The organism is Bradyrhizobium sp. WBAH42 (assembly GCF_024585265.1).
In the GTDB taxonomy this organism is placed as follows: Bacteria; Pseudomonadota; Alphaproteobacteria; order Rhizobiales; family Xanthobacteraceae; genus Bradyrhizobium.
On the sequence record NZ_CP036533.1, the window covers coordinates 382,784 to 406,868 of the forward strand.

Below are 24,085 nucleotides of genomic sequence, written 5' to 3' on the forward strand. Positions count from 1 at the left end.
CTGGGCTGGGCCGGGGCGCCCCCTCACCCCGCCTTCCCAAGATGTTCCAGCGCGTCCTCCGCGCGCAGCGGCACTCGTGATGCTTCGTTGTTGAGATCGACCAGCTGCGCCAGCAGGCTCATCAGCGCCTTGCGGTCGGCGGGCTTGAGAGGCTCCAGCATCCGCTCCTGCGCACGCTCCACGGCGGGAATGATCTCGCGCAGGATCGCAGCGCCCGACTTGGTCAGATAGAGCAGCTTGATCCGCTTGTCCTCGGGTGCCGGCCTGCGCTCGATATAGGCCTTGGCCTGGAGACGTTCGATCACGCTGCCGAGCGTCGAGCGGTCGAAGGCGATCACCGCCGACAGCCGCGTCGCATCGATGCCGGGATGGGTGTGGATTGCGACCAGCGCCGCATATTGCACCGGAGTGAGGTCGAACGCCTTGCACTCCTCCATGAAGATCGAGACCGCGATCTGCTGCATGCGCCGGAACAGATAGCCCGGCGCGGCATAGACCGCGTCGATCGTGATCGGAGGGGGCGGCTTACTCGGCATCGGGCTGCTTCTCCGGTGCGGCATCGGCAAACGCCGCCAGCGCCTTGGCGGCAGCCTCGGCCTGGAGCAGGCGCGGATAGGCGGAGACGTCGACGCCGAAGCGGCGCGCATTGCCGAGCTGCGGCACGAGGCAGAGATCGGCCAGCGTCGGCGCATCGCCGAAGCAGAACGGACCCGGCTCGGCCTTGATCAGCGTCTCGCAGGCCGACAGGCCCTCGCGATTGACCCAGGCGGCCCAGTCCTGGACCTTCTCCTCGGGCAGGCCGAGCTCGCGCAGCCGCGCCAGCACTTTCAGGTTCTGCACCGGATGGGTGTCGCAGGCGATCGCCAGCGCGAAGGCGCGCACCTTGGCGCGGCGCAGCGGATCCTTCGGCAGCAGTGGCGGATTGGGATGGGTCTCGTCGAGCCATTCGATGATCGCCACCGATTGCGTCAGCACGCCACCCGCATCGTCCTCCAGCGCCGGCACCAGGCCCTGCGGATTGATGGCGAGATAAGAGGGTGCGCATTGCTCGCCCTTGCGCAAATGATGCGGCAGATGCTCGGCGCCGAGCCCCTTGAGGTTCAGCGCGATCCGCACGCGGTAAGCGGCGCTGGAGCGGAAATAGCCGTGCAGCTTCATGGAGAGCCTCCCTCATTTTCTGTCATTCCGGGGCGACGCGCCAGCGTCGAGCCCGGAATCCATAACCACGATCGGGAGTATGGATTCCGGGCTCGCGCCTTGCGGCGCGCCCCGGAATGACACGATCTTGTGTGTCGTTCGTCAAGTTGACGCTACCTAGATCCTCAGTATACTGTCAATCAACAAAACGATCGGGAGCCGCAACCATGGAAGCCGTGACCAAGACGCCGGAACGCGAGGCGTTCTACAAGAAGATCGACGGCGAAAACCTCACCGCGCTGTGGACGGTGATGAGTGACCTGATCACGCCAGAGCCGAAGAGCGCCTGCCGGCCGCACCTCTGGAAGTTCGACGTCATCCGCGACTACATGACCGAGGCCGGCAAGCTCATCACCGCCAAAGAGGCCGAGCGGCGCGTGCTGGTGCTGGAGAACCCGGGACTGCGCGGGCAATCCAAGATCACGACCTCGCTCTATGCCGGCGTGCAGATGGTGGTGCCCGGCGACGTCGCGCCCGCCCATCGCCACAGCCAGTCGGCGCTGCGCTTCGTGCTCGAAGGAAAAGGCGCCCACACCGCGGTCGACGGCGAGCGCACCGCGATGGAGCCGGGCGACTTCATCATCACGCCTTCGATGACCTGGCACGATCATTCCAACGAGACCGATCAGCCGATGTTCTGGCTCGACGGCCTCGACATCCCGCTGGTGCAGTTTTTCGACTGCTCCTTTGCCGAAGGCTCGATGGAAGATCAGCAGAAGATCACGAAGCCCCCGGGCGACAGCTTTGCCCGCTATGGCCACAACCTCTTGCCCGTCGATGTGAAGCGGAGCTCGAAGACCTCACCCATCTTCAGCTATCCCTATGCCTACACGCGCGAGGCGCTGGAGAAGGCCAGGACGAGCCAGGAATGGGACGCCTGCCACGGCCTCAAGCTGAAATTCAGCAACCCCGAGACCGGCGATTTCGCCATGCCGACCATCGGCACCTTCATCCAGCTGCTGCCGAAGGGTTTTGGCACCGCGCGCTATCGTTCGACGGACGCAACGGTGTTCTGCCCGATCGAGGGCCGCGGCCGCAGCCGCATCGGCGATACCGTGTTCGAATGGGGGCCGCGCGATCTGTTCGTGGTGCCGAGCTGGCACTGGGTCACGCACGAGGCGGATGAGGACGCCGTGCTGTTCAGCTTCTCGGACCGGCCGGTGCAGCAGAAGCTGGATCTGTTTCGGGAAGATCGCGGGAACGCGTGACGGTCGCACTGCCAACCACATCGTCATTGCGAGCGAAGCGAAGCAATCCAGAATCCCTCCGCGGAGAGAATCTGGATTGCTTCGTCGCAAAAGCTCCTCGCAATGACGGTTGGCTACCTCCAGTTCAACAGTCTCGTAGGGTGGGCAAAGGCGCAACGCGCCGTGCCCACGTCTTCGCGACGCGTGAAGGAATCGTGGGCACGCTTCGCTTTGCCCACCCTACTGCAGCGGTGAATGCCGCTACCGCCAGTGCAACAGCCGCGTCTCCAGCCAGCCGATCACCTTGCCCACTGCGAGGCCGAACACCGACAGGATCACGACGCCCGCGAGCAGCTGATCGGTCTGCATCAGATTGCCGGCCTGCAGCACGAAGGCGCCGATGCCGTATTGGGCGCCGATCATCTCGGCGCTGACGACGAGCAGCAGCGCGACGGAGGCGGTGATGCGGAAGCCGGCGAGGATCGCCGGCAGCGCGCCCGGCCAGATCACCTTGCGCACGATGGTGGCGAAGGGGACGTTGAAGCTCTGCGCCATGCGGATCAGGTTGCGTGGCACGGCATCGACGCCGCTATAGACCGAGATCGCGGTCGAGAAGAACACCCCGAGCGCAATCGTCGCGATCTTCGGCTCCTCGCCGATGCCGAGCCAGAGAATGAGCAGCGGCAGCAGCGCGATCTTCGGGATCGGGAACAGCGCCGAGATGAAGGTGATGCCGACGCTGCGCGCGAGGCGCGACAGGCCGATGGCGAAGCCGACGGCGACGCCGGCCGCCGTTCCCACGAGCCAGCCGACGCCGATCCGCAGCAGCGAGGCCGAAACATGCTGCCACAGTGCGCCGGAGACCGCGAGCTGATAGATCGCGCGGACAATCGCAGAGGGGGTCGGCAGAAACAGCGCATTGACGAGGCCGGCGCTGCCGGCGGCTTGCCAGATCGCGATGACGAGGCCGAGCGCGATCCAGCCGCCAAACCGGCTCGACGCAGGCACGAAGCCCGCACCACGAAAGCGGACGCGCCGCGTCGGTTCGTTCTTGGCCGTCGTGTCCGTTGCCGCGCGGTCAAGCATGCTGGACCTCGCGCTCGGCATCGATCGCCTCGTTGCGGATCAGCGACCAGATCTGATTCTGCAGCGCCAGCAGTTTTTCGCGCGCCGCCGCTTCGCCGCGCGCCGCGCGCGTCATCGGCACGGTGACGACCTCGCGGATGCGGCCGGGCCGCCGCGACAGCACCACGATGCGGTCGGCGAGCCGCGCCGCCTCTTCGAGATTGTGGGTGACGTAGACCGCGCCCATGCCGCCATCGGCAAGCAGGCGGATGAAATCCTCCATCAAGAGCTCGCGGGTCTGCGAATCCAGCGCTGACAGCGGCTCGTCCATCAAGAGGATCGCGGGCCTCACCGCAAGCGCGCGCGAGATGCCGACGCGCTGGCGCATGCCGCCGGAGAGCTGCTTGGGATAGGTCTGGCGAAAATCGGTGAGGCCGGTGCGGCGCAGCGCATCCTCCACCAGGGCGCGGCGCTGCGCGGCCGAGAGCTGGGTGTGCAGCAGCGGGAATTCGACGTTTTCCTCGACCGTGGCCCAGGGCAGCAGCGCAAAGTCCTGGAACACGAAGGTCAGCGGATTGAGACTATCCGCCGGCGGCGCGCCGCGCAGCTCCGGCGCGCCGGAGGTCGGCTGCAACAGCCCGCCGAGGATCGACAGCAGCGTGCTCTTGCCGCAGCCGGAGGGCCCCACGATCGCCACCACCTCGCCGGCACCGACGGTGAAAGAGACGTCGTCGAGCACGGCGAGATCGCCGAAGCGATGGGTGATGTGGTTGGCGATCAGGTCCATGCGATGAGCCCGCTTTCTTCACCCTCCCCTGGAGGGGGAGGGTCGGTTTGCATGCAGCGAAGCGAAATGCAAACCGGGGTGGGGTGACGGTCCATCCGCAAGGATACTGACAGCGCTTGCTCTCGAACTTCCCGCGAAGAGTTTGAGCAAACGACGGACAGACCGCCGCCGTGGCTCACCCCACCCCGCTCGCTCCGGACGATGCTGCGCATCGCCGGCGCGATCGACCCTCCCCCTCCAGGGGAGGGTGGCAGATCGTCCGCCGCGAGAGACTGCACCATCAGCATCAATCCGCCTTCACGAATTCCTTCACAATGATCGCATCCGCATCAAAGCCCTTGTCGGCAAAGCCCTGCTCCTGCAGCCATTTGATCTGGTTGTCGACGTTCTTGACGTCGAGCTTGCCCTCGGGGTCGATATAGGCGCAGTTGCCGACCACCTGTTCGACCGGCAGGTTGGTGTACTTGGCGATGATCTCCAGGAGCGGCCTGGTCTTGTCGTTGATCGGGGCGACACCGTCCTTCATCGCGGCGAGGATGACGTCGTGATATTCGCGGTCGGCTTTCGCGAGCACGCCGAGGAATTTCGTCACCAGCGCCTTGTTGGCCAGCGTCTTCGGCGACGCGAATACCGCGCCCAGCTGCCACGGCGTCTCGTCGCCGACCCAGCCCAAAAATTTCGCGCCACCCTCGTCCATCAGCTTTCGCGCGGTCGAGATCGGGAGCAAGGCGGCATCGACGGTCTCGCCCTTGAGCGCGGCGGCGGCATTCGACAGCGATTGCAGCGGCACGATCTTCACGTCCGCCAGCTTGAAGCCGTATTTGTCGGCGAGCAGGCCGAGCGAATAGTGGAAGCTCGATCCGACCTGCGTCATCGCCACGCGCTTGCCGGCGAGGTCCTTCGGTGTCTTCAGGCCGCTCGCATAGGCGTTGTTGCTGGCGAAATAGCCGATCAAGGGGTAGCCGGGCTTCTCGCGGCTCATGCCGCCGATCACCTTCAGCACTCCCTTGCCGGCGAGATTGTAGAGCCCGGCGGTGAAGGCGGTGACGCCGAAATCGACGTCGCCCGAGGTGGTGGCGACCGCAATCGGCTGCGCTGCGTCGAAGAACTTCAGCTCGATATCCAGGCCGGCCTCACGGAAATAGCCCTTGTCCAGCGCGATGAAGACCGGCGCCGACGAAGACAGGCGGAGCACGCCGATCTTGGCTTTCAGCGCATCCTCGGCCCGCGCCGTGCCCATTGCCATGATCGCCATCAGGCCCGCTACCGCGAGCCGCGCAATCCCGATCATCCCGTTTCCTCCGCTTTGTCTTGCAGTGCGTCACAGGCCTTCGGGCACCGCCTGGTCCCCTCCGATGAAGGCGCCCTGTTGTTTCAACGTTTCCTGCAACTTTTCAATGGGGATTTCGCGTGGAATTCGGTTTCCGGACAGCGCCAGCGCGGCGGCGGAACCGGCGGCCTCACCCATCGCGAAGCAGGCCCCGGAGACCCGCGCCGCCGACTGTCCCTCATGGGTCATCGAGGCACAGCGGCCGGCGACCAGGAGATTGTCGACGCCTTCAGGGACCAGCATCCGGTAAGGCAGCTCGTTGTAGCCGCGCGATTCCGGGATCGGCGGGAAGGTGAAGACGACGTCACCGGGCACATGGGCCTCGATCGGCCAGCCGTTGACGCCGATGCAATCGGCGAACGAGGCACAGCCGAGCACGTCCTCACCGCTGAGCTGGTAGCCGCCTTTGATGCGGCGGGTCTCGCGGATGCCGAGCTGTGGCGGCAGGTCGACGATGTAGGACTTCTCAAACCCCGGCACCGCGCTGCGCAGGAATTCATACGCGGCGAGCGCCTGCTTGCGCCCCTCGATCTCGCCGCGGGTGAGATCGTCGGGCTCGATTCCGTTGATGGCGTGACCATCCTCGCGCGCCACCTGGGTGAAATTCACCCGCCATTCGATGCCGGATTTCTGTGGCCGCACGATCGCGCTTTTCCGCGGAAATCTGTGCGTGCCGGCGGCGATCGCCTTCTCCATCAATTGCGGAATGGTGCGCCAGGCCTCGCCGGCCTTGGCGGGATCGATGCCGTTGAGCCGCAGCATCATCGAAGGATACAGGGGATGGCCATGCTCGTCGCCGACCTCGAACGGCGCGCCGGCCCACACGGCGAGATCGCCGTCGCCGGAACAGTCGATGAAGATCTCCGCGCGCACCGCCTGGCGGCCGGCCCTGGTCTCCACCAGCATCGCGTTGATGCGACGCTCACCAGCCATGACGACGCCGGCGCCGAGGGCATGGAACAGGATATTCACCTTGTGGCTAGCCAGCAGCTCGTCGGCCGCGATCTTGTAGGCGGCGGTGTCGTAGGCCTGGGCAAACACCTTGCCCAGGATCAGATGCGGCGCGTTGAGACCGTTCAAGCGATCGATCCGCGCCAGCAGCTCCGAGGCCAGACCCTGCACCAGCCGCCGGTGCTCGCCATGGACGTTGCCGTGCAGGCCGCAGAAGTTGGTGACGCCGGCCGCGGTGCCCATGCCGCCGAGAAAGCCGTAGCGCTCGATCAGCAGCGTTTTCCGTCCCGCGCGCGCCGCTGCGGCCGCCGCCACGATGCCGGCCGGGCCGCCGCCGAGCACGACGACTTCATATTCGCCGTAGAGCGGTACTTTGCGCGCTGGTTCATCGATCGTCATGGCCGGCATGGCGCGTTCCTTCCCGGAATCTGGTTCGAACTGGATCACGACTTAGCCGGCGGTCCTCATGCCCGCAAGATCGCGGTTGCTCGCCATCGGTGAACCTGAGACAAGTGCGGCCATGAATTCGATCATCGTCAGGTACTGCTTCGCCGCTTCTATTGCCCTCGCGCTCACGGCCCTTCCCGCCGCAGCCGTGGAGCAAAACTGCCGCTTCATCCCGGCCAAGGCCGATCGCGAAGCCTGCTACAAGAGGCAGGAGGAAGAACTTGCGGCGAAGCGCAAGCCGGCCGCGCCGGCGGCTGAGAGCACGACGCTCGAAACGCTGCGCCAATTGCGCCAGGACGACGACGCCGTCTACCGCAGCATCAACAATATCTGCCGCGGCTGCTGACGCCTAACCTTTGCCACCGCCCCAGTTCGCCGCCCGTTTCTCTGCGAACGACGCAAGCCCTTCCGCCGCCTCGGCGCTCTGGCGCTTGAGCGAGTGCAATTGCACGAGCCGCGTATACGCCGCATCGTCCACCGCCATGCCGCCGAACGAGCTCTCCAGCGCGAGTCGCTTGGTCTCGGCCATCGCCTCGGGTCCGTTGGCGAGCAGCTGCTCGACCACCTTGACGCCTGCGGCCTCGAGATCGGCGAGCGGCACCACCTCGTGGACGAGGCCGATGCGGCGGGCATCTTCGGCGCCGAAGCGTTCGCCGGTCAGCGCGTAGCGACGGACCTGGCGGACGCCGATGGCATCGCAGAGCTGCGGGATGATGATCGCTGCGGTCAGGCCCCAGCGCACCTCGGTGATCGAGAACAGGGCGTTGTCGGCGGCAATCACGACGTCGCAGGCCGCGATGACGCCGGTACCGCCCCCGAAGCAGCCGCCCTGCACCAGCGCGACGGTGGGAATCGGCAACGTGTTGAGCCGCTGCACGGCTTCGAACGTCGCCCGCGAGGCCGCCTCGTTCGCCTCGCTCGATTGCGGCCGCACGCTGTTGATCCATTTGAGGTCGGCGCCGGCCTGGAAGTGCTTGCCGTTGCCCCGGAGCACGACGACGCGCAGATTGGGCTTGCTGCCGAGGTCGTCCATGGCCGCGAGCACGCCTGAGATCAGCGCGGCGTCATAGGCATTGTTGACCTCCGGCCGGTTCAACGTGACGGTCGCAACCCCGCGTTCATCGAGGCTCCACAGGACGGGGCTGGCAGTCATCGGCGGTCCTCCGGTTGTTTGCCGCGCACTATGGCTGAGGGCGCGTGCCCTGATCCATATCTTTCCGGCGTAGGGCGGCCGCGTCCATCGCATGGCGGCTTGTGTCATGCTGGCTGCGGGCGACACCACGGGATGGATACGGGATATCAATATGCGCATCTGCATTTTCGGCGCAGGCGCCGTCGGCAGCCACATTGCGGTACGGCTGGCGCGCGCCGGCCATGAGGTCAGTTGCGTGATGCGGGGGGCGCATCTGGAGGCGGCCCGCGCCAATGGCCTCAAGCTGCGCGTCGGCGATTCCGAGGTCGGTGCCAAGGTGAACGCGTCAGGCGATCCGGCCCAGCTCGGCCCGCAGGACGTCGTGATCTCGACCTTGAAGGCGACCGCGCTTCAGGGGCTGGTTTCCAGCATCAAGCCGCTGCTCCAGGACGACACTGCGATCGTGTTTGCGCAGAACGGCATTCCCTGGTGGTACGGCATCGGCCTGCCGCCGCGGCACCCGGCGCCGCCGGACATTTCATTCCTCGATCCCGGCGGGCGCCTGCGCGCCTGCATCCCGAAGGAACGGATCGTCGGCGGCGTGGTCTTCTCATCCAACGAGGTGATCGCGCCCGGCGTGGTGCAGAACCTGACGCCGGACCGCAACCGTCTCCTGATCGGCGAGTGCGACGACCGCAATTGCGAGCGCATCACCAGGCTGCGCGGTGTCTTCAACGACGCGCGGCTGGAATCGCCGCCGGTCGCCGAGATCCGCGAGGCGATCTGGTCAAAGCTGCTGACCAACATGTCGCTGTCGGTGCTGTGCCTGCTCACCGGCCAGACCGCGCGCGGCGTGCGCGACGACCCCGCCTTCACGGAGGTGATTCCGCGCATGCTGAACGAGGCCAACGAGATCGCCCAATACTTCATTCCCGAGGTCAAGCGCGTCAGCCGCAGCGGCCCTGCCCCCAACCACAAACCATCGCTGCTGCAGGATTACGAGCTCGGCCGCGCCATGGAGATCGACGTGCTGGTGAAGGCGCCCCAGGCCTTCGCGCGCACCGCCGGCCTGTCGACGCCGACGCTCGACCTGATCGCCGCGCTCGCCATCCAGAAGGCGCGCGACAGGGGGCTCTACTCGGCGTGAGTCTCAGGCGAGCGCGTCGATCCAGGCCGCGAGCGTGTCCAGCACCTCGGTGAGCGCCTCGTCATTGGTACGGCCGGATTTCTTCAGCACCGCGAAGGAATGGTCGCCGCCTGCGACCTCATGCAGCGTCGCCTTCGGGCCGAGCTTCTCGACGACAGGCTTGAGGTAGCTCAGATCGGCAAGCTCGTCGCGCGTGCCTTGCAGGAACAGCATGGGGATCGCGATGGCGGCAAGGTGTTCGGCGCGCTCGGATGACGGCTTCTTGGCGGCATGGAGGGGAAAGCCGAGAAAAGCGAGCCCTTTGACATCGGGCAGCGGCGACTTCGACTGCGCCTGCGAGGTCATGCGGCCGCCGAAGGATTTCCCACCGGCGACAAGCTTCAGCCCGGGACAGAGCCGCGCCGCCTCCGCGACCGCTGCGCGGATGCTCGCGTGTGCGATGGCGGGCGGATCAGGACGCCCCTTCTTCGCTTCCATGTAGGGAAAATTGAAGCGGAACGTCGCAATGCCGCGCTCGGCAAGGCCGGCTGCGACCTTCTCCATGAAGGAATGCCGCATGTCGGCCCCGGCGCCATGCGCCAGCACGTAGCAGGCGCGCGCATGCTCCGGCTGCGTCAGGATCGCCGAGACAGTGCCGATGCGCTCGATGTCGAGCTTGAGCTCGCGCCTCTGGACCAAGACTGGATGTTCCCGATGAGTCCCGCAACAGATACCCGCGCGACCGCGCTCTGGAAACATCAATCTTCGCGCGTGCTCGGCGCGCATGCCGTAACGCGCGGGAGCCGTCAGCTGACCCGCCGTTCCCGCCCCTCCCAGAACGGCCTGCGAAGCTCGCGCTTCAGCACCTTGCCGGCGCCCGACAGCGGCAGCGGCGTCTCGGTGATCTCGATGCTGCGGGGACATTTGTAGCCGGCAATCAGCGTCTTCGTGAACTCGATCAGCTCGCCGGTCGAGACCTCCACGCCACTGCGTTTGACCACGACGGCATGGACCTGCTCTCCCCATTGCTCATTGGGAATTCCGATCACGGCGCATTGCAGCACCGACGGATGCTGCGCCAGCGCGTTCTCGACCTCGACCGAGTACACATTCTCGCCGCCCGAGATGATCATGTCCTTCACGCGGTCGACGACATAGATGAACCCGTCCTCGTCCATGTAGCCGCCGTCGCCCGTGTGCATCCAGCCGTCGACGACGGCGCGCGCGGTCTCCTCCGGCCGTTCCCAATAGCCCATCATCACGGTGTCGCCGCGCACCACGATCTCGCCGACGGCGCCCGCCGGCAGCGGCTGGTCGTTCTCGTCGACGATCCGTACCTCGCAGCCGAGCGTGGCACGGCCGGCACCGCGATGGCGCCCCTTCCTGCGCCCCTCCCCGACATGCTCGTCGGGGTGCAGCAGCGTCGCGATCGGCGACAATTCGGTCATGCCATAGGCCTGCGTGAAGCGCACATGCGGCAGTGCGCGCGCGGCACGGTCGAGCACCGCCTCGCTGATCGGCGAGGCCCCGTAGATGATGTTCTTCAGGGACGACAGGTCGTAGTTGCCGATCGCGGGGTGATCGACGAACATCTGGATCATCGTGGGCACCAGCAGCACGTCGGTGACGCGCTCGTTCTGCATCGCAGCCATCACGCCTTCGGGCGTGAAGCCCTGAACGATCACGTTCGAGCCGCCGGAGAGCAGCAGCGAATACATCGCCGCCCCGTTGGCAAGGTGAAACATCGGGGCCGCATGCAGGTAGATCGCGCTCGCCGGAAACAGGCCTTCGCCGAGTGCGTTGAGCGCATTGGCCATCAGATTCTGGTGGCTGAGCATCACGCCTTTGGAACGGCCGGTGGTGCCGCCGGTGTAGAAGATGCCGGCGAGATCGTCGCCCTTGCGCATGGCATCGGGCACCGGAGCGCTGCCCGCAACCAGATCCTCATAGCTCTCCATCCCCGCCGGCGCCTCGCCATCATCGGCATAGATCAGCGTCAGCCCCGGAATGGCGCCTGCGAGCTGCGCGCCGACCTGCGCAAAGGCTTTGTCGACCAGCAGAACGGACGCGCGGCAGTCGCGCAGCGCATCCTCGTTTTCCAGAGCGCTCCAGCGGATGTTGAGCGGCACGATCACGCCGCCCGCCCAGCCGGTTGCCAGATAGAGCTCGAGATAGCGGTCCGAGTTGAAGGACAGCACCGCAACACGGTCGCCGTCCCTGACGCCGCGCGTGCGCAGGCCGCCGGCCAGCCTTGTAACGCGCTCGCCGAGTTCGCCCCAACTCCGCCGCCGCTGGCCATAGAATGTGGCCAGCCCATTCGGATTGATCTGCAGCGCCCTGCGCAGTCCGTGCGTGATGTTCATCCCGTTCCTCCTCCCGTGCGTTTCTTCCCTGTTGTTTTGCGTCCTGAGTTGCGCCCTTGCGGCGCCCTCGGCGTCTTCTTTGTCATCTGCAGCCGAACCTCGGCCGCCAAGCCGTCCGTCAGCCGCACCGTGAACTCGTCGGCGATTGCGGTCGGCGACAGCTTGCCCTCCCGCCGATACCAATGGCCGATCCAATTGAGCGAACCCGCGATCGCGAAGGCTGCAAGCTTGGGATCGCAAGGCCTGATCGAACCGTCGGCAATGCCTGCGGCAATGTATCGCCGGAAGGTGGCGTCGATCCGCCTCTTGGCGGCGCGCGCGATACCGGCGTTCCGCTCGGTCAGGTCGCGCAAATCGAAACGCACGAGACTCGCGCCGAAATCGGTCGCCATCAGTTCGGCATAGGCGTGCACCAGCTTGCGCAGCTTGGCGAGACCCGAACCACCGCCGGCGTTGATCTCCGTGATCACGCCGTCGACGAGTTCGGCGCCCATCGACCAGCATTCGAACAGGATCTCGTCCTTGCCCCGGAAGTAATTGTACAGCGCGGGCTTGGTAATGTTCAGCCGGTCCGCGACCTCGTTCAGCGTCACGCGATGGTAGCCCTGCTCCAGGAACAGTTGCACGGCGGCGCGCAGCACCGCCTCGCGCTTCTCGTCACGGGCGCGGCGCCGGCTCTCGAACGGCAGCCAGGGCGAAGGCGATGAAGGCGGAGCGGGCGGCGCTGAGTCCATGGTCGATCGGTTGACTCTGGTGGAGATCGGGCGATATGTTACCCATGGGTAAGAAAAAGTCCAATGGGTAATTTATTGGGAGGAAGCGATGTCTGACGTCGTCGTCGCCGGGGTCGGCATGATCCCGTTCGCCAAGCCGGGCGCCAGCGCGCCCTATCACGAGATGGGGACGGAAGCGGTCAAGCTCGCGCTCGCCGACGCCGGCCTCGGCTACGAGAAGGTCGAGCAGGCCTATGTCGGATACGTCTACGGCGACTCCACCTGCGGGCAGCGCGCGCTCTACCCTGTCGGAATGACCGGTATCCCCATCGTCAACGTCAACAACAATTGCTCGACCGGTTCGACCGCGCTGTTCATGGCGCGGCAGATGATCGCAAGCGGGGCGCTGGATTGCGTGCTGGCGGTCGGCTTCGAGCAGATGAAACCCGGCGCGCTCGGCAGCGTCTACACCGATCGCCCGAGCGCGTTCGAGGACTTCGACGCCGCCGCGGACCAGCTGATCGACGCCCCCGGCATTCCGCTGGCGCTGCGCTATTTCGGCGGCGCCGGGCTCAGCCACATGAAGAAATACGGCACGCCGCTCGACGCCTTCGCCAAGGTGCGCGCCAAGGCGAGCCGACACGCCAGGAACAATCCGCTCGCGCTTTTCCGCAAGGAAGTCACGGCGGACGACGTGATGAACGACCAGGTGATCTGGCCGGGCGTGATGACGCGCCTGATGGCGTGCCCGCCGACCTGCGGCGGCGCCGCCGCCGTGCTGGTCTCCGAGCGGTTTGCGGACAAGCATGGCATCGGCAAAGAGGTACGCATCGCGGCGCAGGCCATGACCACCGATACGCCCTCGACCTTCAAGGCCGGCGACATGATGCAGCTGGTCGGCTACGACATGGCAAGAGAGGCGGCCAGCCGGGTTTATGAGAGCGCCGGCATCGGCCCCGGCGATCTCGACGTGGTCGAGCTGCACGACTGCTTCGCCCATAACGAGCTCATCACCTACGAGGCGCTCGGCCTTTGCGGCGAGGGTGAAGCCGGCAAGTTCATCAATGACGGCGACAACACCTATGGCGGCCGGATCGTGACCAATCCGTCCGGCGGATTGCTGTCCAAGGGACATCCGCTCGGCGCCACCGGGCTTGCGCAGTGCTACGAGCTGACGCGGCAATTGCGCGGCACGGCAGGCTCCACGCAAGTCGAGGGTGCGAAGGTCGCGCTCCAGCACAATCTGGGCCTCGGCGGCGCCTGCGTCGTCACGCTCTACAAGCGGCACTGATAGCGGCCATGGTCGACCAGTCCGCCGTAGGGCGCAGCTTCACGCCGGTCACCGCGCGCGTCGAGCCCGGCCGTCTCCGCTACTTCCTCAACACGCTGGGTGAACAGAATCCGGTCTACCGCAATGCGGACGCTGCGCGGGCGGCCGGATTCGCCGGCACCCCAGTGCCGCCGACCTATTTGTTCTGCCTGGAGATGATGGACGTCGACGATCCCTTCGAAATGTTCACCGCGCTCGGCATCGATCTCGCCCGCGTGTTGCATGGCGAGCAGAGCTTCGCCTATCACGCGCCGGTTCTGGTCGGCGACACCCTGACGTTTCGGCCGCGCGTCACCAGCGTGACGGACAAGAAGGGCGGCGCGATGACGCTGATCGGCGTCCGATGCGAGGTGACCAACCAGGACGGCGTGCATGTCGCCGATACCGCGCGCACCATCGTGGTCCGCAACGAGGTGGCGCCATGACAGCATCCGGAGACATCAAGGCCGGCGACCGCATCGTCCACAAGGTCTTTCCGCCGATCACCCGCCACACGCTCGCGCTTTATTGCGGTGCATCGGGCGATCATAATCCGATCCACGTGGATATCGACTTCGCCAGGACGGCGGGATTTCCCGATGTGTTCGCCCACGGCATGCTGGTGATGGCCTATCTCGGGCAGGCCCTCACGGACGTGGTGCCGCCATCGAGGCTCCGCAGCTTTGCGACCCGGTTCGTCGCCTCACCCAGCTTGGCGCCAAGCTGACGTGCGAGGGCACCGTAACGGAGCTGTTCGCCGAGAATGGCGAGCGCCGCGCAAGGCTCGCGCTCACCTCCAAGGACGATCGCGGCGAGGTCAAGCTCGAAGGCAGCGCCGTCATCGCGCTGTGACAGCAAGAGGACTCATTCAAATGACAAAACTGCAGGGAAAGGTCGCGCTCGTCACCGGCTCGGGCCGCGGCATCGGGCGCGCGATCGCACTCAAGCTGGCGCGCGAAGGCGCCAGGGTCGTCGTCAACGACCTCGATGCCGAGCCCGGCAACGCCGTGGTCGCGGAGATCGAGGCGCTCGGCGGCAACGCCACTGCCGTGAACGGCAGCGTCGCGGAGGCGGGCTTCGCCGATCGCTTCGTCGGCGCCGCGCTGGACAAGTTCGGCGGGCTCGACATCATCGTCAACAATGCCGGCTTCACCTGGGACTCCACCATCCAGAAGATGACCGACGAGCAGTTCCAGGCCATGCTCGACGTCCATCTCGTCGCGCCGTTCCGGATCCTGCGCGCGGCCGCCGAACCGATCCGCGTCTTTGCCCGGAAGGAGGCCGAGGAAGGGCGCGAGGTGTTCCGGAAGGTCGTGAACATCTCCTCCATCGCAGGCCTCTACGGCAATGCCGGGCAGGCCAGCTATTCCTCGGCCAAGGCTTCGCTGATCGGATTGACCCGAACCATGTGCAAGGAGTGGGGCCGCTACAAGGTCAACGTCAATTGCGTCGCCTTTGGCCTCATCAACACCCGCCTGACCCAGCCGATCGAGGCGCAGCAGAAGACCATCGACGTCGCCGGCCGCGACATCAAAGTCGGCGTGCAGCCGCACATGCTCGAAGCCATGTCGCGCATGATCCCGCTCGGCCGCGGCGGTACGCCGGAAGAGGCGGCCGACGCCGTCTATCTGTTCTGCAGTCCGGAATCCAATTATATCAGCGGTCAGATGGTCGTCGCCGGCGGCGGCCTGATTGTGTGAGAGCGAGGCGCTGATGCATTATCGATCGTCCTGGATGACCGAAGAGCTGGACACGTTCCGCGACCAGTTCCGCAAATATCTCGCCAAGGACCTGGCCCCGCATGCCGAGAAGTGGCGCGAGCAGAAGATGGTCGACCGCTTCGCCTGGCGCGGGCTCGGCGAGATGGGCGCGCTGCTCGCGAGCGTGCCGGAGGAATATGGCGGCCTCGGCGCCACCTTCGCCTATGACGCCGCCGTGCTCGACGATCTCGAGAGCACGGTGCCGGAGCTGACCACCGGCGTCTCCGTGCACAGCGCCATTGTCGCGCACTACATCCTCAATTACGGCTCGGAGGAGCAGAAGAAACGCTGGCTGCCGAAGATGGCGTCCGGCGAGATGGTCGGCGCCATCGCCATGACCGAGCCCGGGACCGGCTCGGACCTGCAAGCCGTCAAGACCACGGCCAAGAAGCAGGGCAATTCCTACGTCATCAACGGCCAGAAGACCTTCATCACCAACGGCCAGGCCGCCGATCTCGTCATCGTGGTCGCGCGCACCGGCGAAGTCGGCGCGAAAGGCATTTCGCTGATCGCGGTCGAGACCGCAGGCGCGGACGGCTACAAACGCGGGCGCAACCTCGACAAGATCGGCCTGCACGCCTCCGACACCTCGGAGCTGTTCTTCGACAACGTGACGGTGCCGCCGGAAAACCTGCTCGGCAAGGAGGAGGGCCAGGGTTTCGTCCAGCTGATGCAGCAATTGCCGCAGGAGCGGCTTGCGCTCGCGGTCGGCGCCGTGGCCTCGATGGAGCGCGCGGTCAAGCTCACCACCGACTACACCAAGGAGCGGAAGGCGTTCGGCAAGCCGCTGATGGATTTCCAGAACACCGCCTTCACGCTGGCCGAGCGCAAGACCGAGGCGATGATCGCGCGCGTCTTCGTCGATTGGTGCATCGAGCGCCTGGTCGCGAAAGACCTCGACACCGTGACGGCCTCGATGGCGAAATATTGGTGCTCGGAGAAGCAGGTCGAGACCGCCGACGAATGCCTGCAGCTGTTCGGCGGCTACGGCTACATGCAGGAATACCCGATCTCGCGCATCTTCATCGATTCCCGCATCCAGAAGATCTATGGCGGCACCAACGAGATCATGAAGCTGCTGATCGCCAGATCCTTATAAGGTCAGGTCGCTGTAGATCACCGCGCGCGCCAGTCGCGCGGCCGGCAGCCGAAGCGCTGCTTGAAGCGGCGGGTGAAGTGGGAGAGGTCCGAGAAGCCCCAGTCGAACGCGATGGCGCCGATCGCCTGGTCCGCCTTCGCAGGATCGCTGAGGTCACGTGCCGCGCCGTCCAACCTTCGATCCATGACGTAGTCCGAGAATGTGGTGCCTGCGCGCTCGAACAATTTGTGCACGTAGCGCTCGCTGATGCCGATGGCACGCGCGACGTCCGCAACCGCAAGGCGCTGCTCGGAGAGCCGCTCATGCACGGCGCGGCGGAGGGCGAGCGCGGTCGCGTCGGCAAAGCTGGCGGCCTCGGCCGTCTGCGCACGCGCGCGGCGCGACAGGCTCAGCGCGACAAGATCGAGCAGCACGCCGAACAGCCTGACGGCTTCGCCTTCCGTCATCCGCAGCGCGGCGGCATTCAGCGTTCGCGCGGTCTCGACGATGAGATGGCCGACGAAGGGATCGTCGGACACACGCTCCACCCTGAAGTCGAAGGATGGCGGCAGCCGATCACGCAGCTCGCGCGAAGGCACCCAGAAGGATGCAACCTGCAGCGTCGGCCCGCGATCATGCAACAAGGTCACTTCCCGGTCGCTGTCGCAGATGCCGACCTGACCGCGCGACAGGCTGACGTCGCAGCCGCCCTGGACCACGCGGCAGCGGCCGGCTAGCTTGAAGTTCAGATAGAAGCAGCTTTCGGTCGACGCAGCGATATCGGCGCGCGAGCGATGCACGGTGTGCTCGGGAAAGACCACGCGGTTGATGGCACCGCTGCCGATCTTGATCGCCTCGACCTTGGCCGGGAAGCGTGAGGTGGTTGCCGATTCCGGCGTCAGGTTCATGAATGCCTGGCAGATCGCTTCGCGATAGTAGGAGAACTGCTCCTCCGGCCGCGTCTCGCCGGTGTCCCAGACCAAACGGCGGGGCCGGCTTTCGGAATTGAGCTGCTCCATCAGTTCGCTCCAGGACCAATCCGGTTCACCGTCGGACAAGCGCGCAACGCGCCAGCGGTTCAGTATGGCGGCAACAACGTCGACCGGCGTTCAGCCGGCAAATCCAGGCAAGGTCATCGCCGCACCGATCTAAGCAGTCTTCCGAGGGAGCCACAACATGTCGACCTACGTTCTCGTCCATGGCGCCTGGCATACCGGTGCCGAGCTCGAGCCGGTCGCCGCGCCGATCCGCGCAGCCGGCCATCAGGTCCATACCCCCACCATCAAGGGCAACCGTCCGGGCGATGCCAAGACGACCGGGCTGAAGGAAGCGATCCAGTCGATCGCCGACTACCTTGCGGAGAATAATCTGCAGGACGTCATCCTGCTCGGCCATTCCTATGGCGGCATGGTCATCACGGGGGTCGCCGACCTCGCGCCGGAGCGCATCCGCCGCCTGGTCTATTGGAACGCTTTCGTGCCCAACAATGGCGAGTGCCTCAACGACATGGTGCCGCCGCGCTATGTTGGTCTGTTCGACGCCATTGCGGCCGAGCGCGGCGACGGCTCGGTGGTGTTGCCCTTCCCGATCTGGCGCGAGGCCTTCATCAACGATGCCGATCTGGAGACGGCGCAGCGCGCCTATGACGTGCTCAATCCGCATCCGCTCGCGACCTTCACCGACAAGATCGCGCTCAAGAGCAATCCGGCCGAGATGCCGCTGGCCAAATCCTACATCAACTGCACCGAGGATACCGCGCTGCCGCACAGCCATGGCTGGCATCCGCGCCTGTCGGAGAAGCTCGGCCTGTTCCGCCTGGTGCAGGTTGCGGGAAGCCACGAGCTGTGCTTCTCCGATCCGGCGCGGCTCGCCAAGGCAATCATCGAGGCGGGACGCGACTGACGAGTGGTCGCACTATCCGGTCACCTCATCCGCTTGTCGGCGGCGACGAAGTCGATGAAGGTCCTCACCTTCGCGGACAGATATTTGCGGCTGGGATAGACCGCGAGCAGGCGACCCTCGAAGATGACTTCGTCGGGCAGGACGTGGACGAGACGTCCGCTGGCGATGTCCTCGGTGACCAGCCATTTTGGCAGGAAGGCGAAGCCCATGCTTTCCAGCGCCGCCATGTGCAGCAGCGTCTCGTTGCCGCTGCGCAGGACCGGATTGAGCTTGACGGTCTCGGGGCCGTGCTCGCCCTGGAAGGAGAAGCTCTCGCCCGGATAAAGCGCATAGTGCAGCAACGCCTGGCCGGAGAGATCGGCGAAGGTCCTTGGGCGGCCCGCGCGTTTGAGGAAGGCGGGAGCGGCCACCAGGTAGAACGGAACGCCGGTGATGGGCCGCGCGATCAGCGCCTCGTCGGGCGCGGCCGTCGCCCGAAGTGCGAGATCGAATCCCTCCTCGACGAGGTTGACCATCCGGCCGCTGAGATCGACGTCGAGACGCACCTCCGGATAACGGGCCTGATAGTCCGCCAGCACGCCCGCGAAGATCGTGTTCGCCATCCACACCGGCGCGGTCAGCCGCAGCGTGCCGCGCGGCACGACCGTCGCCTTGCTGACGGCGGCCTCGACCTCGTCGAGCGAGTCCAGCATCTGCCGCGCCTGCTCGAAATAGAGCGTGCCGCTTTCGCTCAGGCTGACGCGCCGGCTGGTCCGGTTGAGCAGTCGCGTGCCGAGCCGCTTCTCGAGCTGCATCACGTGCTTGCTTGCCATGGCAGGCGAGATGCGCAGGCGCTGCGCCGCGGTCACAAAGCTCTTCAGCTCCGCGACCAGGCAAAACACCTTCATGCTGACCAGAGTATCCATGAGATCATCAACATCCAGGAAATGAATAATTCCTTTAGCGCAGAATGATCAAATGCGGCGAAACTATCAAATGGTGGCAACCTTCACATTCCGGAGAACCCCATGTCCGCCACCACCATCGAAACCGCCGCTCCCGGCCGGTCCCTTCGCATCGGCCTCTGGGCCGCGCAGGTCGCCCTCTCCGCCGTGTTCGTCTCGGCAGGCTTCGTGAAGCTGACCACGCCCATTCCCCAGCTGGCCGCGATGATGCCGTGGGCCGGTCAGTATTCCGAAACGTTCGTCCGGACGATTGCGCTGGTCGATCTCGCCGGCGGGATCGGCATCCTGCTGCCGGCGCTGACGCGGATCCTGCCGCGGCTGACGGTGCTCGCCGCGCTCGGCTGCGCGGTGCTGCAGGTCATTGCGCTTGTCTTCCACCTCTCGCGCGGCGAGGCCGAGGTGACGCCGCTCAACACCGTCCTGCTTGCGCTCAGCCTGTTCGTGCTGTGGGGACGAGGCAGCAAGGCGCCGATCACCCCGCGCCAGTTCTGAGCGGCAGGAACGCCATGATCTCTGCATGGTCCCGCAGAAGCCTGCTCGCCGGCACCGCGGTCCTCACAACCGGCGGCACCGCCGCGGCCAAGGAGGATCGTCTCGCTGAGGGCGTCGTGATCCTGATCGACAGCAACGAGCCCTACGTCATGGGTCACGCGATCAGCTATTCGGCCAATCTCTCCAAGCATTTTGCCGAGAGGGGCGCGCGATTGCTGATCGAGGTCGTGGCCAACGGCAAAGGCATCGACGTCTTCCGCGCCGACAAGACGCCGCTGGTCGAGCCGCTCGCGACGCTGCGCCAGTCGCTGCCCAATCTCACCTTCAGCATGTGCGCCTCGTCCAAGACCATCGCGGAAGCCAAGGAGCAGATCTCCATCCCGCTGATCCCGGGCGCAAGCCTCGTCCCGTTCGGCATTGGCCGCGTCGTCGACCTGCAATTGAAGGGCTGGGCCTATATCCATGCGTGAGGCGGACGAGAGCCATCGCGCGCTGTCGCGGCGATCGATCCTGATGGCCGCGGCAGCCTCTCTCGCCATCCCGCCCGCCGGCCGCGCGCAAGACAGCTGGCCGCCAATGTTCGAGGCCGGACGCAGCCAGTTCACACTGGTTCGGCCGCGCGCCCCGATGCCACAGCTCAGGCTTCAGGACCTGCACGGCCGGGATGCCATCGTGACGGCGAAGCCCGGCCGCATCACGTTGGTGAATTTCTGGGCGACCTGGTGCGCGGCCTGCAAGCTCGATCTGCCGATGCTCGCAAGCCTTGCAGCCTCGCGGCCCGAGCCGCTCGACGTGGTCGCGATCTGCACGGACACCAAAGACCTGCGCAAGATCCGCGCATTTCTCGGCGGCCTCGCCGTGCAGAACCTCGCGTGTTACGCCGACGCCTACGGCGCGGCAGCTGAAGCTTCCAGGGCGATGTTCCCGCTCGTCGGCATGCCCGTCACCTATCTGGTCGGAGCGAGCAGCCGCGTCGAAGGCTACATCACCGGCGCACCCGACTGGCTCTCGCCGGCGGGCGCGCGGCTGCTGCAATTCTATCGCGAGCGGGGCTAGCGATCGTCAATTCGGATGCCACCAGCGCCCGCCGATGACGACACCCTCTGAGACGATCTTGCGATCACCGATCAGATGCTCGCCGACGACGTCTTCGTAGTCGAACTGGCCTTGCTTCACCGAAATCAGCGTGGCGTCGCCGACGCTGCCGGGCTTGAGGCTGCCGAGCTCGGGACGCCGCAGCGCCATCGCCGCATTCACCGTCGATGCCGCGATCACATCCGGCAGCTCCATGCCCATGCACAGGAACTTCGACATGGTCGTGACCTGGTCATAGGCCGGGCCGTCGATGCAGAGCTGATGGATGTCGGAGGAGATGGTGTCGGGATAGAAACCATTGGCGAGCATGGCACGCGCGGTCTTGAACGCGAACGAGCCCTTGCCGTGGCCGATATCGAACAGCACGCCGCGCTCGCGCGCCTCCAGCACCGCCTTCTTCACGGTGCCTTGCGCCGTCGCCGGCGTGTTCGGGAAAGGGCGGAACGCATGGGTCAGCACGTCGCCGGGACGCAGCCGCGCCAACACGTCCTCATAGCTCGGCGGCGGATGGTCGATATGCGCCATCAGCGGCATGCCGACCTCGTTCGCGACCTCGAGCGCGATGTCGAGCGGCACCGCACCCGAGGTGCCCGAGGAATGCAGGCCCACGCGCACCTTGATGCCGACGATGAGATCGCGGTTGGCATCGGCCACCTCGGCCGCCTCGACCGGATTCATCAATCGCAGCTCCTCGCTCTCGCCGACCATGATCCGGTGCGAGAAGCCGAAGATGCCGGCATGCGAGACGTGCAAATAAGCGAGGATGCGGACCTGGCTCGGCTCGATCACATGCTTGCGGAAGCCGGCGAAATTGCCGGGTCCGGCGCTGCCGGTATCGACCGCCGTGGTGACGCCGGAGAGGCGGCAGAACTCCTCGGCATCGATGCCGAGCGAGGTGCCGCCCCAATAGACATGGGTGTGCAGATCGATCAGCCCCGGCGACACAATGAATTGCGAGACGTCGCGCACCTCGGTGCCCGGATCCGCCTTGAGGGCGCTGCCGATCGCGGCGACCTTGCCGCCGGCAAAGGCGACATCGGTCACGGCGTCGAGCTTCTGGGACGGGTCGATCACCCGCCCCCCGCGCAGGATCAGGTCGAAAGGCATCAATGGTCTCCGGGATGTGGCTGGGTATGGCAGGATTACAGGCAGGAGACCCGGGCAGGTCCCTGCAATTGTCCCTGTTAGCAATTTTCGCGCCCGCTGAGCAAATCGGCGCGCATGCCGGTTACGCTCCCAGCGCTTGCAAGCCGCCTGCCGGCGCCTCGCACGTCAATCCTGGGTATCAGGTGTCCACGGCAGCCGGACCTTCTGCCATTCCTCGAAGTCCACATGGACGTCCGCGGCGGCGACTTTTGCGGCGCTGTGAAGCCAGTCGTCCTTGCGTCCATCGAGATCGTGCTCGATCTTGGATCTGGCGCCGCCCGTTCCCGCATGAATCGCGCCGAGATCGAATCCCTTGGCCCAGAGCAGATCGAGTCTCAGCCGCGGATGACTGCGATTGCTGAGCTCGAGCTTGCGCTGATCGGGAGCAATGCGGCGAATGATGTAGCCGCCTTTCAACTTGAGATGCGGATCGGGCGCCCGAAACTCTCCTTGGGCGACGTCCAGAAAGCGCGGCTTGCCGTTCATGCCGTGCGCCCAATCCCAGGCGGAGGGTACCAGCGCCTTGGCTTCCCTCACGATCTTGCCGCCATCCCAGGTGGCGATCGCAACGTAGCGCGGCCGGCCAAGGCCGCCGCCGCCTTTCCTGCGCGAAGCGAACCGCTCCAGCTCGGCATGGTCGGGCAGGTTCTTTCTGAGCGCCGAAGCAACCTGCGAAGGCGGCTCCGCATCCGGATAGTCCTCCAGCTCGTGCCAGAAGTCGCGCCGTTCCTCGTCGGAGCAGGCCACGAAGGGCCGCATCCAGCTCTCCTCCTCGTCCAGCAGCGACGGGCGCGGGTTTGCGAGTCCTTCGCGATAGCCATCGAGAATGGCCGCCGCCGCATTGCGATTGGAGCTCCGCGCCTTCGGTGCGAGCCGCGCGCTGGTCGCAAGGCGGACGAGATCGAATGGATAGGGAATGACCGCGGCTTCGTCGAAGTCGTTGATGCCCCAGACCAGACGGCCTTCGGCATCGCGCCAGGTCCCGTAATTTTCGATGTGGGTGTCGCCGACCGACAGCACGGCGGGCGCATCCCTCAGCTTGGGACAGAGCTTCTCGATGCGCCGCGCCCAGCGAAAGAACGTCGCACGCAGGAACGTGAACGCATCCTTCTGCATCCGCTCGTGCTTGTGGGCGAGGTCCGCCTCAACGACGTCGCATTGCTTGCGCAGCCAGTGCTCGAAAGCCGCATTGTCGCGCTGAAAAGTCATCCGCTGCAAACCACAAATATCGGGCGGGCCGGCGCTGATCCGCGGCGCGCCATCAATCAATCTTCGGCTGCATCGACAATAAACTGATGCTCTGACGCGAAATGCTACAATCAAATGGGCAGCGGCGCAATTGTCGGCATCTGGACTGACATCGACCGTCGCGCAGCCCTCGGCAGGGCGACAGACGAAGCAAAGCCGGACAAGGAAATGGCGATCCCGGGAAGACTCGAACTTCCGACCTACGGTTTAGGAAACCGTCGCTCTATCCGGCTGAGCTACGGGACCGCGGAACCCGTGGCTACGGGTTCAATCCGGTCATAGCAGAGCAGGATACGGTTCGCCAGCCGCAAGACGGGCGAGATCCATCGTCAAGCTGAACACGGCGGCAGTACAATCGCGCCCGGACCCCTTCGACGGAGCAGCCCACATGATCGAGAGCATCAGCGCCATCACGCTCGGCACCCACGACATGGCACGCGCCGTGCACTTCTACCGCTCGCTCGGGTTCGAGCTTCTCTATGGCGGCGAAGCCGCAGCATTCACCAGCTTTCGCGGCGGCAGCGGCTATCTCAACCTGACTGCGCAGCCGGACGACAAGCGCTGGTCCTGGTGGGGCCGCGTCATCTTCTATGTCGCCGATGTCGACGCCACCTATGAGCAGGCGCTCGCGGCAGGATGGCAGCCGTCGACCACGCCGCGCGATGCCGAATGGGGCGAGCGCTACTTCCATCTCACCGACCGCGACGGCCATGAGCTCAGTTTCGCACGGCCGTCGCCCTGACCGAATAAGTCGCATCTGCTGACGTTACCACGCGCAAGTAGCGCTGTCTCAGCCACCGTGGCAAGCTCGGC

26 protein-coding genes, 1 tRNA gene and 1 pseudogene are annotated in these 24,085 nt (G+C 65.7%); 13 read left to right on the forward strand and 15 right to left on the reverse strand.

All coding sequences use genetic code 11. The annotated features are described in order from the left end of the window. Positions 1-23: 23 nt before the first annotated feature. Positions 24-536: a MarR family winged helix-turn-helix transcriptional regulator gene (locus DCG74_RS01855; RefSeq protein ID WP_172786616.1), complete on the reverse strand. Its 513-nt coding sequence runs from the start codon at positions 534-536 to the stop codon at positions 24-26. Continuing rightward, positions 526-1,158, reverse strand: coding sequence for a maleylacetoacetate isomerase (gene maiA / locus DCG74_RS01860; RefSeq protein ID WP_172786615.1), 633 nt, complete (start codon positions 1,156-1,158; stop codon positions 526-528). The genes DCG74_RS01855 and maiA overlap by 11 nt, the downstream gene beginning before the upstream one ends. Positions 1,159-1,364: 206 nt before the next feature. Here maiA and gtdA point away from each other — a divergent pair, with 206 nt between their 5' ends. After that, positions 1,365-2,405 carry a gentisate 1,2-dioxygenase gene (gene gtdA, locus DCG74_RS01865; RefSeq protein ID WP_172786614.1) on the forward strand — a complete coding sequence of 347 codons (1,041 nt, stop codon included), beginning with the start codon at positions 1,365-1,367 and terminating at the stop codon, positions 2,403-2,405. Between the two features lie 240 nt (positions 2,406-2,645). Here gtdA and DCG74_RS01870 read toward each other — a convergent pair whose 3' ends face one another. The 4 genes from DCG74_RS01870 to DCG74_RS01885 form a co-directional block, all read right to left on the reverse strand. Next, complete coding sequence (locus DCG74_RS01870; protein ID WP_172786613.1) at positions 2,646-3,470, reverse strand: ABC transporter permease; 825 nt, start codon at positions 3,468-3,470, stop codon at positions 2,646-2,648. Beyond that, positions 3,463-4,236 carry an ABC transporter ATP-binding protein gene (locus tag DCG74_RS01875; RefSeq protein ID WP_172786612.1) on the reverse strand — a complete coding sequence of 258 codons (774 nt, stop codon included), beginning with the start codon at positions 4,234-4,236 and terminating at the stop codon, positions 3,463-3,465. The genes DCG74_RS01870 and DCG74_RS01875 overlap by 8 nt, the downstream gene beginning before the upstream one ends. A 286-nt stretch (positions 4,237-4,522) precedes the next feature. Further along, complete coding sequence (locus DCG74_RS01880; RefSeq protein WP_172786611.1) at positions 4,523-5,527, reverse strand: ABC transporter substrate-binding protein; 1,005 nt, start codon at positions 5,525-5,527, stop codon at positions 4,523-4,525. A 30-nt stretch (positions 5,528-5,557) separates the two neighbouring features. Further along, the gene (locus DCG74_RS01885; protein WP_172786610.1) at positions 5,558-6,925 is read right to left on the reverse strand and encodes an FAD-dependent oxidoreductase; all 1,368 of its coding nucleotides are present in this window, start codon (positions 6,923-6,925) and stop codon (positions 5,558-5,560) included. Between the two features lie 76 nt (positions 6,926-7,001). Between DCG74_RS01885 and DCG74_RS01890 the strand changes: the two genes are divergently transcribed. Further along, positions 7,002-7,310 (forward strand): hypothetical protein, encoded by a 309-nt coding sequence (locus DCG74_RS01890; protein WP_246571702.1) that lies wholly within the window; start codon positions 7,002-7,004, stop codon positions 7,308-7,310. Positions 7,311-7,313: 3 nt separating this feature from the next. On the opposite strand, the gene DCG74_RS01895 is transcribed toward DCG74_RS01890, so the two are convergent. Next, positions 7,314-8,117 (reverse strand): enoyl-CoA hydratase-related protein, encoded by an 804-nt coding sequence (locus DCG74_RS01895; RefSeq protein ID WP_172786609.1) that lies wholly within the window; start codon positions 8,115-8,117, stop codon positions 7,314-7,316. Between the two features lie 151 nt (positions 8,118-8,268). On the opposite strand from DCG74_RS01895, the gene DCG74_RS01900 reads away from it, so the two are divergent. Beyond that, positions 8,269-9,243 carry a ketopantoate reductase family protein gene (locus DCG74_RS01900; protein WP_172786608.1) on the forward strand — a complete coding sequence of 325 codons (975 nt, stop codon included), beginning with the start codon at positions 8,269-8,271 and terminating at the stop codon, positions 9,241-9,243. Between the two features lie 3 nt (positions 9,244-9,246). On the opposite strand, the gene DCG74_RS01905 is transcribed toward DCG74_RS01900, so the two are convergent. From DCG74_RS01905 to DCG74_RS01915, 3 genes are all read right to left on the reverse strand, one after another. Then, positions 9,247-9,921, reverse strand: a complete 675-nt coding sequence (locus DCG74_RS01905) for an alpha/beta family hydrolase (protein WP_172786607.1) — start codon at positions 9,919-9,921, stop codon at positions 9,247-9,249. A 107-nt stretch (positions 9,922-10,028) separates the two neighbouring features. Then, entirely contained in the window at positions 10,029-11,585 is a 1,557-nt protein-coding gene (locus DCG74_RS01910; RefSeq protein WP_172786606.1) for a long-chain fatty acid--CoA ligase, read from the reverse strand. Then, positions 11,582-12,319: a TetR/AcrR family transcriptional regulator gene (locus tag DCG74_RS01915; RefSeq protein ID WP_172786605.1), complete on the reverse strand. Its 738-nt coding sequence runs from the start codon at positions 12,317-12,319 to the stop codon at positions 11,582-11,584. Before DCG74_RS01915 ends, DCG74_RS01910 begins: the two co-directional genes overlap by 4 nt. 88 nt (positions 12,320-12,407) lie before the next feature. Here DCG74_RS01915 and DCG74_RS01920 point away from each other — a divergent pair, with 88 nt between their 5' ends. From DCG74_RS01920 to DCG74_RS01940, 5 genes and pseudogenes are all read left to right on the forward strand, one after another. Next, positions 12,408-13,589 carry a lipid-transfer protein gene (locus tag DCG74_RS01920; protein ID WP_172786604.1) on the forward strand — a complete coding sequence of 394 codons (1,182 nt, stop codon included), beginning with the start codon at positions 12,408-12,410 and terminating at the stop codon, positions 13,587-13,589. A gap of 8 nt (positions 13,590-13,597) precedes the next feature. Continuing rightward, positions 13,598-14,053 (forward strand): MaoC family dehydratase N-terminal domain-containing protein, encoded by a 456-nt coding sequence (locus tag DCG74_RS01925; RefSeq protein WP_172786603.1) that lies wholly within the window; start codon positions 13,598-13,600, stop codon positions 14,051-14,053. Further along, positions 14,050-14,459 (forward strand): annotated as a pseudogene (locus DCG74_RS01930) (MaoC family dehydratase). Before DCG74_RS01925 ends, DCG74_RS01930 begins: the two are co-directional and overlap by 4 nt. 20 nt (positions 14,460-14,479) lie before the next feature. After that, positions 14,480-15,307 carry an SDR family NAD(P)-dependent oxidoreductase gene (locus DCG74_RS01935; RefSeq protein ID WP_172786602.1) on the forward strand — a complete coding sequence of 276 codons (828 nt, stop codon included), beginning with the start codon at positions 14,480-14,482 and terminating at the stop codon, positions 15,305-15,307. Positions 15,308-15,320: 13 nt separating this feature from the next. Further along, complete coding sequence (locus DCG74_RS01940) at positions 15,321-16,466, forward strand: acyl-CoA dehydrogenase family protein (RefSeq protein WP_172786601.1); 1,146 nt, start codon at positions 15,321-15,323, stop codon at positions 16,464-16,466. 17 nt (positions 16,467-16,483) lie between these two features. On the opposite strand, the gene DCG74_RS01945 is transcribed toward DCG74_RS01940, so the two are convergent. Continuing rightward, positions 16,484-17,464 (reverse strand): helix-turn-helix domain-containing protein, encoded by a 981-nt coding sequence (locus DCG74_RS01945; RefSeq protein ID WP_172786600.1) that lies wholly within the window; start codon positions 17,462-17,464, stop codon positions 16,484-16,486. Between the two features lie 157 nt (positions 17,465-17,621). Between DCG74_RS01945 and DCG74_RS01950 the strand changes: the two genes are divergently transcribed. Next, complete coding sequence (locus tag DCG74_RS01950) at positions 17,622-18,347, forward strand: alpha/beta fold hydrolase (protein WP_172786599.1); 726 nt, start codon at positions 17,622-17,624, stop codon at positions 18,345-18,347. 20 nt (positions 18,348-18,367) lie between these two features. On the opposite strand, the gene DCG74_RS01955 is transcribed toward DCG74_RS01950, so the two are convergent. Continuing rightward, a complete protein-coding gene (locus DCG74_RS01955) occupies positions 18,368-19,252 on the reverse strand; it encodes a LysR family transcriptional regulator (protein WP_172786598.1) in 885 nt (294 codons plus the stop codon). Between the two features lie 102 nt (positions 19,253-19,354). Here DCG74_RS01955 and DCG74_RS01960 point away from each other — a divergent pair, with 102 nt between their 5' ends. Genes DCG74_RS01960 through DCG74_RS01970 form a run of 3 tightly spaced genes read left to right on the forward strand, consistent with a single transcriptional unit; the run spans position 19,355 to position 20,839 of the window. Then, positions 19,355-19,783, forward strand: a complete 429-nt coding sequence (locus DCG74_RS01960; RefSeq protein WP_172786597.1) for a DoxX family protein — start codon at positions 19,355-19,357, stop codon at positions 19,781-19,783. A gap of 14 nt (positions 19,784-19,797) precedes the next feature. Further along, positions 19,798-20,253, forward strand: a complete 456-nt coding sequence (locus tag DCG74_RS01965; protein WP_172786596.1) for a DsrE family protein — start codon at positions 19,798-19,800, stop codon at positions 20,251-20,253. Further along, positions 20,246-20,839 (forward strand): TlpA disulfide reductase family protein, encoded by a 594-nt coding sequence (locus DCG74_RS01970; RefSeq protein ID WP_172786595.1) that lies wholly within the window; start codon positions 20,246-20,248, stop codon positions 20,837-20,839. Before DCG74_RS01965 ends, DCG74_RS01970 begins: the two co-directional genes overlap by 8 nt. Before the next feature lie 6 nt (positions 20,840-20,845). On the opposite strand, the gene DCG74_RS01975 is transcribed toward DCG74_RS01970, so the two are convergent. From DCG74_RS01975 to DCG74_RS01985, 3 genes are all read right to left on the reverse strand, one after another. Further along, positions 20,846-21,985 (reverse strand): amidohydrolase/deacetylase family metallohydrolase, encoded by a 1,140-nt coding sequence (locus DCG74_RS01975; RefSeq protein WP_172786594.1) that lies wholly within the window; start codon positions 21,983-21,985, stop codon positions 20,846-20,848. Positions 21,986-22,150: 165 nt separating this feature from the next. Further along, positions 22,151-23,233, reverse strand: a complete 1,083-nt coding sequence (locus DCG74_RS01980) for a DUF2252 family protein (RefSeq protein ID WP_172786593.1) — start codon at positions 23,231-23,233, stop codon at positions 22,151-22,153. 208 nt (positions 23,234-23,441) lie between these two features. Continuing rightward, positions 23,442-23,518, reverse strand: a tRNA-Arg gene (locus tag DCG74_RS01985). Positions 23,519-23,660: 142 nt separating this feature from the next. Between DCG74_RS01985 and DCG74_RS01990 the strand changes: the two genes are divergently transcribed. Beyond that, entirely contained in the window at positions 23,661-24,014 is a 354-nt protein-coding gene (locus tag DCG74_RS01990; RefSeq protein WP_172786592.1) for a glyoxalase/bleomycin resistance/extradiol dioxygenase family protein, read from the forward strand. The last annotated feature ends 71 nt before the right edge of the window (positions 24,015-24,085 follow it).

What these genes read in the sequence shown, in the direction of transcription:
- DCG74_RS01950 (WP_172786599.1), top strand. Translation starts at nt 17,622, where the DNA reads ATGTCGACCTACGTTCTCGTCCATGGCGCCTGGCATACCGGTGCCGAG.
- DCG74_RS01855 (WP_172786616.1), bottom strand. Translation starts at nt 536, where the DNA reads ATGCCGAGTAAGCCGCCCCCTCCGATCACGATCGACGCGGTCTATGCC.
- DCG74_RS01955 (WP_172786598.1), bottom strand. Translation starts at nt 19,252, where the DNA reads ATGGATACTCTGGTCAGCATGAAGGTGTTTTGCCTGGTCGCGGAGCTG.
- DCG74_RS01980 (WP_172786593.1), bottom strand. Translation starts at nt 23,233, where the DNA reads ATGACTTTTCAGCGCGACAATGCGGCTTTCGAGCACTGGCTGCGCAAG.
- DCG74_RS01960 (WP_172786597.1), top strand. Translation starts at nt 19,355, where the DNA reads ATGTCCGCCACCACCATCGAAACCGCCGCTCCCGGCCGGTCCCTTCGC.
- maiA (WP_172786615.1), bottom strand. Translation starts at nt 1,158, where the DNA reads ATGAAGCTGCACGGCTATTTCCGCTCCAGCGCCGCTTACCGCGTGCGG.
- DCG74_RS01965 (WP_172786596.1), top strand. Translation starts at nt 19,798, where the DNA reads ATGATCTCTGCATGGTCCCGCAGAAGCCTGCTCGCCGGCACCGCGGTC.
- DCG74_RS01880 (WP_172786611.1), bottom strand. Translation starts at nt 5,527, where the DNA reads ATGATCGGGATTGCGCGGCTCGCGGTAGCGGGCCTGATGGCGATCATG.
- DCG74_RS01975 (WP_172786594.1), bottom strand. Translation starts at nt 21,985, where the DNA reads ATGCCTTTCGACCTGATCCTGCGCGGGGGGCGGGTGATCGACCCGTCC.
- DCG74_RS01910 (WP_172786606.1), bottom strand. Translation starts at nt 11,585, where the DNA reads ATGAACATCACGCACGGACTGCGCAGGGCGCTGCAGATCAATCCGAAT.
- DCG74_RS01935 (WP_172786602.1), top strand. Translation starts at nt 14,480, where the DNA reads ATGACAAAACTGCAGGGAAAGGTCGCGCTCGTCACCGGCTCGGGCCGC.
- gtdA (WP_172786614.1), top strand. Translation starts at nt 1,365, where the DNA reads ATGGAAGCCGTGACCAAGACGCCGGAACGCGAGGCGTTCTACAAGAAG.
- DCG74_RS01990 (WP_172786592.1), top strand. Translation starts at nt 23,661, where the DNA reads ATGATCGAGAGCATCAGCGCCATCACGCTCGGCACCCACGACATGGCA.
- DCG74_RS01870 (WP_172786613.1), bottom strand. Translation starts at nt 3,470, where the DNA reads ATGCTTGACCGCGCGGCAACGGACACGACGGCCAAGAACGAACCGACG.
- DCG74_RS01925 (WP_172786603.1), top strand. Translation starts at nt 13,598, where the DNA reads ATGGTCGACCAGTCCGCCGTAGGGCGCAGCTTCACGCCGGTCACCGCG.
- DCG74_RS01885 (WP_172786610.1), bottom strand. Translation starts at nt 6,925, where the DNA reads ATGCCGGCCATGACGATCGATGAACCAGCGCGCAAAGTACCGCTCTAC.
- DCG74_RS01945 (WP_172786600.1), bottom strand. Translation starts at nt 17,464, where the DNA reads ATGGAGCAGCTCAATTCCGAAAGCCGGCCCCGCCGTTTGGTCTGGGAC.
- DCG74_RS01875 (WP_172786612.1), bottom strand. Translation starts at nt 4,236, where the DNA reads ATGGACCTGATCGCCAACCACATCACCCATCGCTTCGGCGATCTCGCC.
- DCG74_RS01895 (WP_172786609.1), bottom strand. Translation starts at nt 8,117, where the DNA reads ATGACTGCCAGCCCCGTCCTGTGGAGCCTCGATGAACGCGGGGTTGCG.
- DCG74_RS01970 (WP_172786595.1), top strand. Translation starts at nt 20,246, where the DNA reads ATGCGTGAGGCGGACGAGAGCCATCGCGCGCTGTCGCGGCGATCGATC.
- DCG74_RS01920 (WP_172786604.1), top strand. Translation starts at nt 12,408, where the DNA reads ATGTCTGACGTCGTCGTCGCCGGGGTCGGCATGATCCCGTTCGCCAAG.
- DCG74_RS01940 (WP_172786601.1), top strand. Translation starts at nt 15,321, where the DNA reads ATGCATTATCGATCGTCCTGGATGACCGAAGAGCTGGACACGTTCCGC.
- DCG74_RS01915 (WP_172786605.1), bottom strand. Translation starts at nt 12,319, where the DNA reads ATGGACTCAGCGCCGCCCGCTCCGCCTTCATCGCCTTCGCCCTGGCTG.
- DCG74_RS01900 (WP_172786608.1), top strand. Translation starts at nt 8,269, where the DNA reads ATGCGCATCTGCATTTTCGGCGCAGGCGCCGTCGGCAGCCACATTGCG.